The organism is Pseudomonas sp. LBUM1671, from assembly GCF_059695685.1.
In genome coordinates, this window is record NZ_CP166782.1 from 526,823 (window position 1) to 540,176 (window position 13,354).

Genomic DNA, 13,354 nt, shown 5'->3' on the forward strand with positions numbered 1-13,354 from the left:
CGTTCTTTGCCAGTTGTGTCTAGACTGGCCGGGTTCTTGTCGGGGTGCCTTGCTATGAGGCTGAGATCGAATAATTTCGGATCCCGTTGAACCTGATCAGGTTAGCGCCTGCGTAGGGAACAAGATTTCTCGTCACCCGGCGAGTCCTCTTGTGCTTCGTCCGGGATGTTGTTCGACAATCGAACACCCCTTGAGCACTGAGCACAGCACCAACGGCTTCGTTATGGCTGATTGGTCGCGTCCATTCGTTACAGGTTCGCTCCGACAAAATTCCACTGCCTGGATGCTGTCTGGAGAGCCCGTGATGACGATAAAACTAAAAAACACTACGAACCTGAGTGACTCGGCCCAAGTCGATCAACAATCGGTTCAACCGTTTACCCGCTCGCAAAAAATCTATGTCCAGGGTTCTCGCCCGGACATCCTCGTGCCGATGCGCGAAATCAGCCTCGACGTGACCCCGACCGACTTCGGCGGCGAGATCAACGCGCCTGTCGTCGTGTACGACACCTCGGGCCCGTACACCGACCCCAACGTCATCATCGATGTGCGCAAAGGCTTGGCCGATGTGCGTTCGCCGTGGATCGAATCCCGTGGCGACACCGAGCGCCTGCCCGGCCTGAGCTCGAACTTCGGCCAGGAACGTCTTGCCGATGCCGAGCTGACCAAGCTGCGTTTCGCCCACGTCAACAACCCGCGCCGTGCCAAGGCCGGGGCCAACGTCAGCCAGATGCACTACGCCCGCAAAGGCATCATCACCGCCGAGATGGAATACGTCGCCATCCGCGAAAACATGAAGCTCGAAGTGGCTCGCGCTGCCGGGCTGCTGGACCAGCAACACGCCGGTCACAGCTTCGGCGCCAGCGTGCCGAAAATCATCACCCCTGAATTTGTCCGTGACGAGATCGCTCGTGGTCGCGCGATCATTCCGGCCAACATCAACCACACCGAACTGGAACCGATGATCATCGGCCGTAACTTCCTGGTGAAGATCAACGGCAATATCGGCAACAGCGCTTTGGGTTCGTCCATCGAAGAAGAAGTGGCGAAACTGACCTGGGGCATTCGCTGGGGTTCGGACACGGTCATGGACTTGTCCACCGGCAAGCACATCCACGAAACCCGCGAGTGGATCATCCGCAACTCGCCGGTGCCGATCGGTACGGTGCCGATTTATCAGGCCCTGGAAAAAGTCGGCGGCGCAGCCGAAGACCTGACCTGGGAGCTGTTCCGCGACACGCTGATCGAACAGGCAGAGCAGGGCGTCGACTACTTCACCATCCACGCCGGCGTATTGCTGCGCTACGTGCCGCTGACCGCCAAGCGCGTGACCGGCATCGTCTCCCGTGGCGGTTCGATCATGGCCAAGTGGTGCTTGGCGCATCACAAGGAAAACTTCCTCTACACCCATTTCGAAGACATCTGCGAAATCATGAAGGCCTACGACGTCAGCTTCTCGCTGGGCGATGGCCTGCGTCCCGGCTCGATTGCCGACGCCAACGATGCGGCACAATTCGGTGAGCTGGAAACCCTCGGCGAGCTGACCAAAATCGCCTGGAAGCACGACGTGCAATGCATGATCGAAGGCCCGGGCCACGTGCCGATGCAGTTGATCAAAGAGAACATGGACAAGCAGCTCGAGTGCTGCGACGAGGCGCCGTTCTACACCCTCGGCCCGCTGACCACCGACATCGCGCCGGGCTACGACCACATCACTTCGGGTATCGGTGCGGCGATGATCGGCTGGTTCGGTTGCGCCATGCTCTGCTACGTCACGCCGAAGGAACACTTGGGCCTGCCGAACAAGGATGACGTGAAGACCGGGATCATCACCTACAAGATCGCCGCGCATGCCGCCGATCTGGCCAAGGGACATCCGGGCGCGCAGATTCGCGACAATGCCTTGAGCAAGGCGCGTTTCGAATTTCGTTGGGAAGACCAGTTCAACCTGGGCCTTGATCCGGACACCGCGCGTTCGTATCACGATGAAACCCTGCCAAAGGATTCGGCCAAGGTCGCGCATTTCTGTTCCATGTGCGGGCCGAAATTCTGCTCGATGAAGATCACCCAGGAAGTCCGCGAATACGCGGCCAACCAGCGCATCGAGACCGTCGACGCCGAAGTCGCCCAGGGATTGGCGGACCAGGCCGAGCGGTTCAAGCAGGAAGGCAGTCAGCTGTACAAGAAGGTTTGATCTGACCTGAAAGGGTGGGGCCTGCACAGGCCCCATCGCCAGCAGGCTGGCTCCCACAGGGGACTTGTGAACACCACAAGTCCAATGTGGGAGCCAGCCTGCTGGCGATAGAGATCCAAAAAACAACAAATGTCCCTCTGAGATAACACCCTTGAGCATTCAACCCAGCACTTATTCCCCTGACATTGCGGTGCCGACCGACAAACGTGTCTTCGGCGGTCGCGATCTGTTTTCCCTGTGGTTCTCCCTCGGCATCGGCCTGATGGTGCTGCAGACCGGTGCCTTGCTCGCGCCAGGTCTGGGCCTGTCCGGTTCGTTGCTGGCGATTTTCCTCGGCACGCTGGTCGGCGTTCTGCTGCTGGCCGCTGTCGGCGTGATCGGTAGCGACACCGGCCTGTCGTCGATGGCCGCACTCAAACTCAGCCTCGGCAAACGTGGCGCGAGCCTGCCGGCCGTGCTGAACCTGCTGCAACTGATCGGTTGGGGCTCGTTCGAAATCATCGTGATGCGCGACGCGGCCAGCCTGCTCGGCGCCCGTGCGTTCAGCGAAGGCAGCCTGCTGTCGAATCCGCTGCTCTGGACTCTGTTCTTCGGTGGTCTGGCGACTTTGCTGGCTGTGAGCGGTCCGTTGACATTCGTCCGTCAGATCTTGCGCAAGTGGGGCATCTGGCTGCTGCTGGCCGCGTGCATCTGGCTGACCTGGAACCTGTTCGCCAAAGCCGATCTGGCTGCGTTGTGGGCGCGGGCCGGTGACGGTTCGATGCCGTTCGCCGTGGGCTTCGACATTGCCATCGCCATGCCGTTGTCGTGGCTGCCGCTGATTGCCGACTACTCGCGTTTCGGCAAGCGTGCGAAAAACGTCTTCGGCGGCACGGCGATTGGTTTCTTTATCGGTAACTTCTGGCTGATGAGCCTTGGCGTGGCTTACACCCTGGCGTTCGCGCCGAGCGGTGAAGTGAATGCCTTGCTGTTGGCATTGGCCGGTGCCGGCCTGGGGATTCCGCTGCTGCTGATTCTGCTGGACGAGTCGGAAAACGCCTTCGCCGATATTCATTCGGCGGCGGTTTCCAGCGGGATTCTGTTGCGCTTGAAAGTCGAGCATCTGGCATTGGCGATTGGTGTGATCTGCACTCTGATCGCGTGCCTGGCGCCGTTGGCCCAGTACCAGAACTTTCTGTTGTTGATCGGTTCGGTGTTCGCGCCGCTGTTCGGCGTGGTGCTGGTGGATCACTTCATCCTGCGCAAACGCAGTGCTCAGGTGGCGTCAGCCGCATTGCGCTGGCCGGCGCTGCTCGCCTGGTTGGGCGGGGTGAGCACTTATCACTTGCTGGCGAATCTGTATCCGGACATCGGCGCAACCCTGCCGTCGTTGATTCTGGCAGGGTTGCTCCAGCTGGTGCTGGGCCGGGCCTTCAGTTTCGGCCGGGAAACAGCTCGGGCTTGAGAATGCCATTCAGGCGTGGGTAGGGGATCTTCAGTTCGACGTGGCCCAGCGCGTAAGGCGCGATGGTGCTGGTTTCGTACTTGAGGATCACCCCGCCGTAGGTCAGCGCCACGTTCTGGGTTTTCTGGAAATGCCATTCCTTCAGGAACTCCGGTTCCTGATCGAGCTTGGTGCTGATCAGCCAGCTGTTGTGCGCCACTTGCGCGGCTTTCCAGAACGCCTCTTCCTGCCCTGGCACCAACATGTCGGACAAGGTCAGCACTTTATGCTGCTGGCGCGAATAGTTGATGAAACTGCGGCCCGGTGTGCCATGCGCGCCGCCGGTGTCCAGGTAACTGGAAAATTCGACGATCACCAAGCCGTCATGCTGCTCACGTACCTTGGCTTGCAGGTAGCTGCTGTTGCGTGGGCCGGCGGTACGCAAAAACTCATCGCGATAGGCCGCCAGCGTCGGTGCCGCAGGGGCGTCGGGCGAGGTGCGGGTCATTTGCAGCAGGCGTTTTTCGATAATGCCGTCCAGTTGAGGCTCGTCCGGGAAGCGTAGCGTATCGATATTCACCAGTGGGCATTCAGGTGTCGTGCAACCCGGTTTCAGTGTTTCGGTGGCGTCGCGGGTGGTTTCCAGCGGCGCCCGGTAGTTGGGTTGGAACAAGCTCTGGCAGGCGCCCAGGGTCAGGGCGATTGCGGCCACGGAGGCGATTTTAAAAAGCGACATGGGCGTCCTTCATAAAACAGGGAAAGGCAAAAAGTTATCCGCTTCGACTCTCAACGAAGCAGTCAGTTCGCCACTAAGCTAATTAGAGTTGGTTTCGCCCTCACCGTCTATCTCGCTGACGGAAAGGGGCTGCATCAAACGGCGCGAGCGCGTTAGGATGGCGCGAAGTCGAGGTTGCAAGTAACAAAAAGCAACCTCCTCACGGATTTGCAGTAAACGAGGATTGTCATGACTGATTTTGCCAACGCCATTCCGACCGCCGTTGATATCGTTCGGCGCGAAAAGTGCTACGAGGGCTTCTACAAGCTCGATCGTGTGCACTTGCGCCACGAGTTGTTTGCCGGTGGCATGAGTCGCGAGATCAATCGTGAAGTGTTTGTTCGCCATGATGCGGTGTGCGTGCTGCCGTACGATCCGCAGCGCGATGAAGTGGTGCTGATCGAGCAGTTTCGCGTCGGCGCCATGGGCAAGACCGACAACCCGTGGCTGATCGAGCTGGTCGCCGGTCTGATCGACAAGGATGAAGTACCGGAAGAAGTTGCTCACCGCGAAGCGCAGGAGGAAGCTGGGCTTGTGTTCGGGGCGCTCTGGCCGATGACCAAATACTTTCCATCGCCGGGCGGCAGCAACGAATTTGTGCACTTGTACCTGGGGCGTTGCGACAGCACCGGAGTCGGCGGCCTGCATGGGCTGGAGGAAGAAGCTGAAGATATCCGCGTCACGGTCTGGGCGTTCGAAGATGCCCTGCAGGCCGTACGCGACGGACGAATTGCCAACGCGCCAAGCATCATTGCCTTGCAATGGTTGGCCTTGAACCGCGCTGAAGTGAGGGGGCTATGGTCGTAAACAAGTTGCGCGATCGGTACAGGGTGGATCTTGTGGGGCTGCAAGCCTCTTGCGAGGCCAACTACGCGCGCCTGATGCGACTGCTGCCGGACATGCGCAACGAACCGGAGGCTCGGCGCATTGCCGTGACCCACGGTGACCAGATGCTTGGCGTACTAGCCCTCGAAGTACTGCAAGTCTGCCCGTACACCACGACCTTGCAAGTGCGCCAGGAACACAGCCTGCCGTGGTTGCCGGTGCCGCAACTGGAAGTGCAGGTCTATCACGATGCGTGCATGGCCGAAGTGGTCAGCGCCGAACATGCACGACGCTTTCGCGGCATCTATCCTTACCCGAATGCCTCAATGCATCAGCCGGATGAAAAGGCCCAGTTGAACATGTTCCTGGGTGAATGGCTGAGCCATTGTCTGGCGTGTGGGCATGAGTACGCCGTCGTTCGTTAATCGTTCATGCCTGACAGTCTTGTTTTTGACTTCTGTAGGAGTATTCCGCATGCATTGTGGGAATGGTCTCCGAGTTTTGTAGCACCTGTAATTAACCCCTGACTCTTTCCTCTAGCGGCTACGTCCATCGCACATCGCGAGGCGCTAGTCAGGGGAATGGGTGTATGAAAATCGGGATTGTCGGGGCTGGCTGGAACGGTTCCCACTGTGCACTGGAATTGATGAGCGCGGGCCATCAAGTCGTATTGCTGGAGAAGCACCCGGACATTTTTCAGGGCGTTTCCGGCGACTTCGGGATCCGCTTGCACAAGGGGCCACATTACCCTCGCTCGAAGACCACAAGGGACAGTTGCCTGGAGGCGTTTGATCGTTTCTGTGCGGCGTATCCCGAGTTGGTGGTCGCTCACGAGTCTGCGATCTATGCGCAAGGCACGACGGATGCGCTGGGTTTGCGCTCCAAGGTGAGCAACGACACCTTTGCCAAGGTGTGCCATGAATCCCCCGAGTGTCGCGAAGTGGACATGAGTGCCAATGGCTTGGAGGCACTGGAAGCCGCGTTCAATCTCGATGAGCCGAGCGTGGTATTGGGCGATCGACTTCGCCGCTTTTTCCGCGACAAACTGGCTGCGGCGGGCGTTGAGGTGCAGACGGGTTTCAGTGTCGAGAAAATCATCCGTAGCGCAGGCCAGAGCCTCGTATACAGGGATGACGGGAGTTGCCTGGCGTTTGATCTGGTGATCAACACGACGGGGTTCCAATCGTTGCTTCCTGCCTTCTTTGAACGGGATTTCCCGTTTGATGTGGAGGTGGTTTACCAGCCTTGCCTCGCGCTGTGCTACGAAGACCAACAGCCGAGTGAAAAACCGCTTTCATTTATCGTGATGGACGGATGGTTTCCGTGCCTGATGCCCGCCGTCACGACCCATGAACCTTATCCCGCCGACTACATTCTTACGCATGGCAGCTACACCATCATGGGCTCGTTCTCCACGGCCAGGGAGGCAGATGCGCTGCTTGAAGAACTGACCGAAGACTTCATCGAGTCGACGGTCAAGGCATTGACCGAGGCTCAGATGTGTCGATTCTGGCCCGGTTTTCTCCAGCGCTTCCACTACACCGGCTGGAAGGGGGCCGTGCTGGCGAAACTGAAAACCCGGTCCGAGTTCCGCAGCGCCATTACGTTCGAGCAGGACGGCGTGATTTACGTTTTTCCGGGCAAGGTCAGCAACGTGTTCAATGCTGCTGACGAGGTACTGGCCCTGATTGCCAATCAACGGTGTATCGATCAGAACGGATTCAGGTATGTGGAGGAGGGCGTTCTGGACATCGCGCGCCGGGAAATCCAGCACAAACCCGGAGCCGGCGAGGAGAGCACCTGTAACTTGCAAACGTACTCACTGTTGCGTGGACAGAAAGACGCGTGTTGATGACAGACGGCAAAAAATAAAGTGTCATATGTGTGAACTCTCCCGCGTCTCCGGTTTGCCGATACGCTGGCCTGCCACCATAATCCACCTACTTTTATCTGACGAACATTGTGCCGAGCATGCCTGATCTTCCCGCTGATGCCCCGGTTTTGCTGGTGCAGCTCTCTGACAGCCATCTGTTTGCCGAAGCGGACGGGACGTTGCTGGGCATGAATACACGGGACAGCCTGCAAAAGGTCATTGAGCTGGTGCGCGTTCAGCAGCCGCAGATTGATTTGATCGTTGCCAGCGGTGATTTGTCTCAGGACGGGACGCTGGAGTCTTATCAGTTGTTTCGTGACCTGACCCGTCAGCTCGATGCGCCGGCGCGCTGGATTCCCGGTAATCACGATGAGCCGCGGATCATGGCCGAGGCGGCGGTGCAAAGCGCGTTGCTGGAGCCGGTGGTGGATGTCGGTAACTGGCGGGTCACTTTGCTGGATTCGGCGGTGCCGGGGTCGGTGCCAGGGTATTTGCAGGATGAGCAGTTGCAGTTGCTGGCGCGTTCGTTGAGTGAGGCGCCGGAGCGGCATCATCTGGTGTGTTTTCACCATCATCCGGTGTCGATCGGCTGCTTGTGGATGGAGCCGATCGGGTTGCGTAATCCTGAGGCCTTGTTTGCGGTGCTGGATCGCTTTCCGCAGGTGCGTGCTGTTTTGTGGGGGCATGTGCATCAGGAGGTTGATCAGGAGCGCAATGGGGTGCGGTTGATTGCTTCGCCTTCGACGTGCATTCAGTTTGAGCCGGGGAGTGAGGATTTCAAGGTTGGGGAGCAGGCTCCGGGGTATCGGTGGTTGCGGCTTTTGCCTGATGGGCGGTTGGAAACTGGCGTTGAGCGTGTCACCGGGTTCGATTTTCAGGTCGACTACGGCTCCAACGGTTACTGACGGTTGTGGACTTGGCGGCCTTCGGGCCGACCAGGTTGTGGTTGATCGGGTACATATCCATTTCTGCGGTAACGGTTGCTGGCGGTTTCGCCCTTACGGCGAGGCACTTTTTTCAAACGCCAAAAAAGTACCCAAAAAGGCTCGCCCCAAACGTCCGGCCCCTCGCTTAGGCTCGGCGTTCCTTCGCTCCGGTATCCATCCGGGGACACTGCCCTCCGGTCTGCTTCGCGACGACCTACATGCAGCGTGTTCGACTGCGTCGAACGGCGCTACGCGCCACTCCCCGGATGAACACCTCCACTCAGCCTCCCGAAAGGGGCGGGTGGATCAAGATCAAAAGCTGCAGGCGAGCTAACGCTCGGCCTGATGAGTGGTGAAAAGCGAAGCGTATACGCCGGTCCATTGTGGGAGCTGGCCTGCCAGCGATGGCGGCCTGACAGCCGACCAATATCTTGCTGATGTACAAGATTCCCTGTGGGAGCGAGCCTGCTCGCGAAGACGGCCTCACTGACGACGCTGTTTAATGGTCAGCAAAAATTTCAGAACCTTCCCACGAAGTTTTCAGGTTGCCCGTCAGACGTGGCTTCTCTAGCCTTTTCCCTGTCGCTGACACATTCAGCGATCGGGCTTCGCGGCCCTATGAACTGAGGCATAATCGCCGCGCTTTTCAGCAGCACTTTCGGGTGTCTGTCGTTTTGTGTCATGGCGGCTGTGCGTGGGATACCTTCGGGTATGCCGATGCTCAGTTCTCGGTCCGCGAACCCGCGTACAGCTGCCACCCTTACATTGCATCGCGGCAATTGGGGGGGGCTCCATATCAATGAACTGAGGTGTCACCATGTTCAAACCAACCCCCAATCCCCCCGCCCGCAAACCCAGCACGATGTACATGATCGTCCCCGACATGGACACAGAAAGCCTATTGGCCCATTCCTGTGAGTCACTGGCTTCGGCGAGTGTCATGGCCAGCGATTTTGCGGCGCGCCTGCTTGGGCCTGACCGGCATACGGCGATGGCGATTCAGCAGTTGGTCATGCTGGCCGAACTGGCGGTGAATCGGGCGCTGGATAATGTCGATCCGACATAACTGTCAGACCGAGTCATCGTTCTTCGCGAGCAGGCTCGCTCTTGCAGGGAATGTGTGGGCGACGCAGATCCACTGTGGGAGCGGGCTTGCTCGCGAAGGCGTCCGTCCAGACACCCATGCCCCCCATGCATATCCCGATCCCCTCGACTCCCTGTAAACTGCGCCTCTTTACCCGACGCACAGGGAGCTCAAATGTCTGGTTCGATCCTTTATATCCACGGTTTCAACAGCGCGCCGGCGTCTAAAAAGGCCACGCAGTTGATGCAAGTGATGGAGCGGCTGGGCTTGAGCGATCAATTGCGTGTCCCGGCCCTGCATCACCATCCGCGTGAGGCCATCGGTCAGCTGGACAAGGCGATTGAAGAGCTGGGGCGGCCACTGCTGGTCGGCAGCTCACTCGGCGGCTACTATGCGACTCACTTGGCCGAGCGCCATGGCCTCAAGGCCCTGTTGATCAACCCTGCCGTCAGTCCGCACCGGATGTTCGACGGGTATCTGGGGACGCAGAAAAACCTGTATACCGATGAGGCCTGGGAATTGACCCACGACCATGTGACGGCCCTGGCCGAGCTGGAAGTGCCGGCGCCCCAGGATCCGCAGCGGTATCAGGTGTGGTTGCAGACCGGCGACGAAACGCTGGACTATCGCCTCGCCCAGCAGTATTACCGCGCCTGTGCCTTGCGTATCCAGGCCGGCGGCGACCATAGTTTCCAGGGTTTTGCCGCACAACTGCCGGCAATGCTGAGTTTTGCCGGTATCGGCGCAGATTTGTACCAGGCGATCGATTTCACAGCACTGTGAATGCTCGCCTCTTTTTCACAGAACACTTTTTATACAGGCGGACGACGAGACCCCATGGCCACTCCCAGCGCTAGCTCTTATAACGCAGACGCCATCGAAGTCCTCTCGGGCCTCGACCCGGTGCGTAAACGCCCCGGCATGTACACCGACACCAGTCGGCCGAACCACCTCGCCCAGGAAGTCATCGACAACAGCGTCGACGAAGCCTTGGCCGGGCACGCGACGTCGGTGCAGGTCATCCTGCACGCCGATCACTCCTTGGAAGTCAGCGATGACGGCCGTGGCATGCCGGTGGACATTCACCCGGAAGAGGGTGTGTCGGGCGTCGAGCTGATCCTCACCAAGCTTCATGCGGGTGGCAAGTTTTCCAACAAGAACTACCAGTTCTCCGGCGGGTTGCACGGGGTGGGTATTTCGGTGGTCAACGCCTTGTCGACCGAAGTCCGGGTGCGTGTGAAGCGTGACGGCAACGAATACCAGATGACGTTCGGTGACGGTTACAAGAAAACCGAGCTGGAAGTGGTCGGCACCGTCGGCAAGCGCAACACCGGCACCAGCGTATTCTTCGCACCGGACCCGAAATACTTCGATTCACCGAAATTTTCCATCAGCCGCCTCAAGCACGTGCTCAAGGCCAAGGCCGTTCTGTGCCCGGGGCTGCTGGTCAGTTTTGAAGACAAGGCCACCGGCGAGAAAGTCGAATGGCATTACGAAGACGGTCTGCGCTCCTATCTGGTCGACGCGGTCAGCGAATTCGAGCGCCTGCCGGACGAGCCGTTCTGCGGCAGCCTGGCCGGTAACAAGGAAGCGGTCGACTGGGCGCTGCTGTGGTTGCCGGAAGGTGGTGACAGCGTGCAGGAAAGCTACGTCAACCTGATCCCGACGGCCCAGGGCGGTACTCACGTCAACGGCTTGCGCCAGGGCTTGCTCGACGCCATGCGCGAATTCTGCGAATTCCGCAGCCTGCTGCCTCGCGGCGTGAAGCTGGCGCCGGAAGACGTCTGGGAACGCATCGCCTTTGTCCTGTCGATGAAAATGCAGGAGCCGCAGTTCTCCGGCCAGACCAAAGAGCGTCTGTCGTCCCGCGAAGCAGCGGCCTTCGTGTCCGGTGTGGTCAAGGATGCGTTCAGCCTGTGGCTCAACGCTCACCCGGAAACCGGCATGCTGCTGGCGGAACTGGCGATCAACAACGCCGGCCGTCGTCTCAAGGCCAGCAAGAAGGTCGAGCGCAAGCGCATCACTGCCGGGCCGGCGCTGCCGGGCAAACTTGCCGACTGCGCCGGGCAGGACCCGATGCGTTCCGAGCTGTTTCTGGTGGAAGGTGATTCCGCCGGCGGTTCCGCCAAACAAGCGCGGGACAAAGAGTTTCAGGCGATCCTGCCGTTGCGCGGCAAGATTCTGAACACCTGGGAAGTCGACGGCAGCGAAGTGTTGGCCAGCCAGGAAGTGCACAACATTGCGGTGGCCATCGGTGTCGATCCGGGCGCGGCGGACATGAGCCAGCTGCGCTACGGAAAAATCTGCATCCTCGCCGACGCCGACTCCGACGGTCTGCACATCGCAACCTTGCTCTGCGCCTTGTTCGTCCAGCATTTCCGTCCGCTGGTGGATGCCGGTCACGTCTACGTCGCGATGCCGCCGCTGTACCGCATCGACCTGGGCAAAGAAATTTACTACGCCCTGGACGAAGCCGAGCGCGATGGCATTCTCGATCGCCTGGTGGCCGAGAAGAAACGCGGTAAGCCGCAGGTCACCCGATTCAAAGGCCTGGGTGAAATGAACCCGCCGCAGCTGCGCGAAACCACCATGGACCCGAACACTCGGCGTCTGGTGCAGTTGACGCTGGACGATTTCGAAGCAACCTCGGAAATGATGGACATGCTGCTGGCGAAGAAGCGCGCCGGTGACCGCAAATCCTGGCTGGAATCCAAAGGCAACCTCGCCGAGGTTCTTGGCTGATGCGGGTTGGCTTTGCCCTGGCGTGTGCGTTACTCCTGACCTCCGTTTCGGCGCTTGCCGAACCGGCACCGGAGTTGCGCCTGTTGTCCGAGCATCCCGTCGACGGCATGCGCGGCGGCAACCTGTCGGGGCTGGCCCAGTGCGGCAAGGACCTGTGGACGATCTCCGATCGCGATGATGATCAGATCTACCGCCTTGATACCCGCGACACGGTCTGGCAGGCCGAAACCGTGGGCATCGGCGTTCCTCCGGTGCCGGACAGCGGTTTGCCCTGGGGCTTGCGCTCCCGGGCCTGGGTCGCGGCGTTTGTACGGGGCGGCGACCTGGACTTTGAAGGCATCACCTGCGACAGCGCCGGTAATCGCTACATCGTCAGCGAGTCCCATGCCGCGGTCCTGCAAGTGCCGCCTGTTGGGCCTTCGTCCTGGCTGAAAATCTCGCCCATGCTGGTTCGCGAAGCGCGGGCCAGCGGCATGCTGTTGCAATTCAATGGACTCTTTGAGGGCCTGGCAATCAATCCGGCGGGCGATCAAATGTGGCTCGCCGCCGAGCGTCAAAGCCGTGGCTTGCTGCTGATCAAGCGCAAACAGACGGTGTGGGATTGCGACGGTGGCTGCGTGCTGCTGAGCGAGGCGGGGAAAGAAATGCAGCCGGCACAGTTTCCACGGGCCAAAGCCGTTACTCGGGACTTCGCCGATGTATCGCTGTTCAACGGCAAGCTGTTTACCCTTGAGCGCAACGCTTACCAGATCTGCCGCCGCGACCCGGTGACGGCCAAGGTCGAGCGCTGCTGGTCGTTTGCCGATGAAGCCTTGCAGGAACACCGGCGCTACCAAAATCCGTTTGGCCTGACTGAAGCGTTGATTGTCGATGCCGAGGGTGCCTGGGTCGGCACCGACAACAACAACGATGCACGCGCCGATGGCGAGGTTCGCCCGGTGGTCTGGCGCTTCGCCGCGCCTGAAGGTGGCTGGAGTGCCAAGCCGTGAGCCAGCAAACGCCGGGAAAGCGCGCCGGACGGGTGTTCATGGTGCTGGCCTGGTGCGCGGCGCTGTTTCTGGCGACACGGTTTTTCGGGCAGTGGGAAGATCGGCAGCAAAATCCCAATGTGGTCGTCAGCTCGGAACAGGGCGACGGTTTTATTGAAGTGAAACTGGCCAGCAACACCCAGGGGCACTTCGTCGCCAGCGGCCAGATCAACGGCCAGCCGGTGGATTTCATGGTCGATACCGGGGCAACCGATGTGGCCATCCCGGCGGACATGGCCGAACGGTTCAAACTGGAAAAAGGCTTCGGGGTGACCCTGAGCACCGCCAACGGTCGCACCGAGGGTTATCGAACCCGCGTCGACCGGCTGCAACTGGGCGACATTGTGCTGCGTGATGTGCGCGCCATCGTCGTGCCAGGCCTGGATGGCAAGCAAGTGCTGCTCGGTATGAGCGCGCTGAACAAACTTGAATTTACCCAGCGCGGTGGCACCATGCTGCTGCGCCAGACAACGAACCGATGAGG

At 59.8% G+C, this 13,354-nt stretch carries 11 protein-coding genes, 1 pseudogene and 1 riboswitch; of the genes and pseudogenes, 11 read left to right on the forward strand and 1 reads right to left on the reverse strand.

What is annotated here, in order from left to right:
* Window positions 1-30 precede the first annotated feature (30 nt).
* Window positions 31-136: riboswitch (TPP riboswitch) on the forward strand.
* Between the two features lie 168 nt (window positions 137-304).
* Both thiC and cytX read left to right on the forward strand, forming a co-directional pair.
* The gene (gene thiC, locus ACA060_RS02365) at window positions 305-2,194 is read left to right on the forward strand and encodes a phosphomethylpyrimidine synthase ThiC (RefSeq protein WP_054053301.1); all 1,890 of its coding nucleotides are present in this window, start codon (window positions 305-307) and stop codon (window positions 2,192-2,194) included.
* 151 nt (window positions 2,195-2,345) lie between these two features.
* Entirely contained in the window at window positions 2,346-3,638 is a 1,293-nt protein-coding gene (cytX, locus tag ACA060_RS02370) for a putative hydroxymethylpyrimidine transporter CytX (protein WP_497315178.1), read from the forward strand.
* Here cytX and ACA060_RS02375 read toward each other — a convergent pair.
* Window positions 3,607-4,353, reverse strand: a complete 747-nt coding sequence (locus ACA060_RS02375; protein WP_109627678.1) for an RsiV family protein — start codon at window positions 4,351-4,353, stop codon at window positions 3,607-3,609. The two genes, cytX and ACA060_RS02375, sit on opposite strands and share 32 nt — an antisense overlap.
* A 228-nt stretch (window positions 4,354-4,581) precedes the next feature.
* Here ACA060_RS02375 and ACA060_RS02380 point away from each other — a divergent pair, with 228 nt between their 5' ends.
* The 9 genes and pseudogenes from ACA060_RS02380 to ACA060_RS02420 all read left to right on the forward strand — a co-directional run bounded on the left by ACA060_RS02380 (window position 4,582) and on the right by ACA060_RS02420 (window position 13,352).
* Window positions 4,582-5,199: an NUDIX domain-containing protein gene (locus ACA060_RS02380; RefSeq protein WP_010464243.1), complete on the forward strand. Its 618-nt coding sequence runs from the start codon at window positions 4,582-4,584 to the stop codon at window positions 5,197-5,199.
* Window positions 5,190-5,642 (forward strand): DUF1249 domain-containing protein, encoded by a 453-nt coding sequence (locus ACA060_RS02385; RefSeq protein WP_008153350.1) that lies wholly within the window; start codon window positions 5,190-5,192, stop codon window positions 5,640-5,642. Before ACA060_RS02380 ends, ACA060_RS02385 begins: the two co-directional genes overlap by 10 nt.
* 164 nt (window positions 5,643-5,806) lie before the next feature.
* Window positions 5,807-7,069 carry an FAD-dependent oxidoreductase gene (locus tag ACA060_RS02390; RefSeq protein ID WP_497315181.1) on the forward strand — a complete coding sequence of 421 codons (1,263 nt, stop codon included), beginning with the start codon at window positions 5,807-5,809 and terminating at the stop codon, window positions 7,067-7,069.
* A 119-nt stretch (window positions 7,070-7,188) separates the two neighbouring features.
* A complete protein-coding gene (gene cpdA / locus ACA060_RS02395; RefSeq protein ID WP_497315183.1) occupies window positions 7,189-7,995 on the forward strand; it encodes a 3',5'-cyclic-AMP phosphodiesterase in 807 nt (268 codons plus the stop codon).
* A gap of 868 nt (window positions 7,996-8,863) precedes the next feature.
* Window positions 8,864-9,082 (forward strand): annotated as a pseudogene (locus tag ACA060_RS02400) (DUF6124 family protein); the annotation flags it as partial.
* 192 nt (window positions 9,083-9,274) lie between these two features.
* A complete protein-coding gene (locus ACA060_RS02405; protein WP_497315185.1) occupies window positions 9,275-9,883 on the forward strand; it encodes a YqiA/YcfP family alpha/beta fold hydrolase in 609 nt (202 codons plus the stop codon).
* A gap of 54 nt (window positions 9,884-9,937) precedes the next feature.
* Window positions 9,938-11,842 carry a DNA topoisomerase IV subunit B gene (gene parE / locus ACA060_RS02410; protein WP_253435498.1) on the forward strand — a complete coding sequence of 635 codons (1,905 nt, stop codon included), beginning with the start codon at window positions 9,938-9,940 and terminating at the stop codon, window positions 11,840-11,842.
* Window positions 11,842-12,831 carry an esterase-like activity of phytase family protein gene (locus tag ACA060_RS02415; RefSeq protein ID WP_109627683.1) on the forward strand — a complete coding sequence of 330 codons (990 nt, stop codon included), beginning with the start codon at window positions 11,842-11,844 and terminating at the stop codon, window positions 12,829-12,831. The genes parE and ACA060_RS02415 overlap by 1 nt, the downstream gene beginning before the upstream one ends.
* Window positions 12,828-13,352 (forward strand): retropepsin-like aspartic protease family protein, encoded by a 525-nt coding sequence (locus ACA060_RS02420; protein ID WP_497315188.1) that lies wholly within the window; start codon window positions 12,828-12,830, stop codon window positions 13,350-13,352. Before ACA060_RS02415 ends, ACA060_RS02420 begins: the two co-directional genes overlap by 4 nt.
* The last annotated feature ends 2 nt before the right edge of the window (window positions 13,353-13,354 follow it).

Bases quoted from the DNA above. Each gene is read 5' to 3' on its own strand.
- ACA060_RS02380 (WP_010464243.1), top strand. From the start codon at position 4,582: ATGACTGATTTTGCCAACGCCATTCCGACCGCCGTTGATATCGTTCGG.
- ACA060_RS02415 (WP_109627683.1), top strand. From the start codon at position 11,842: ATGCGGGTTGGCTTTGCCCTGGCGTGTGCGTTACTCCTGACCTCCGTT.
- cpdA (WP_497315183.1), top strand. From the start codon at position 7,189: ATGCCTGATCTTCCCGCTGATGCCCCGGTTTTGCTGGTGCAGCTCTCT.
- ACA060_RS02390 (WP_497315181.1), top strand. From the start codon at position 5,807: ATGAAAATCGGGATTGTCGGGGCTGGCTGGAACGGTTCCCACTGTGCA.
- ACA060_RS02405 (WP_497315185.1), top strand. From the start codon at position 9,275: ATGTCTGGTTCGATCCTTTATATCCACGGTTTCAACAGCGCGCCGGCG.
- ACA060_RS02375 (WP_109627678.1), bottom strand. From the start codon at position 4,353: ATGTCGCTTTTTAAAATCGCCTCCGTGGCCGCAATCGCCCTGACCCTG.
- thiC (WP_054053301.1), top strand. From the start codon at position 305: ATGACGATAAAACTAAAAAACACTACGAACCTGAGTGACTCGGCCCAA.
- ACA060_RS02385 (WP_008153350.1), top strand. From the start codon at position 5,190: ATGGTCGTAAACAAGTTGCGCGATCGGTACAGGGTGGATCTTGTGGGG.
- parE (WP_253435498.1), top strand. From the start codon at position 9,938: ATGGCCACTCCCAGCGCTAGCTCTTATAACGCAGACGCCATCGAAGTC.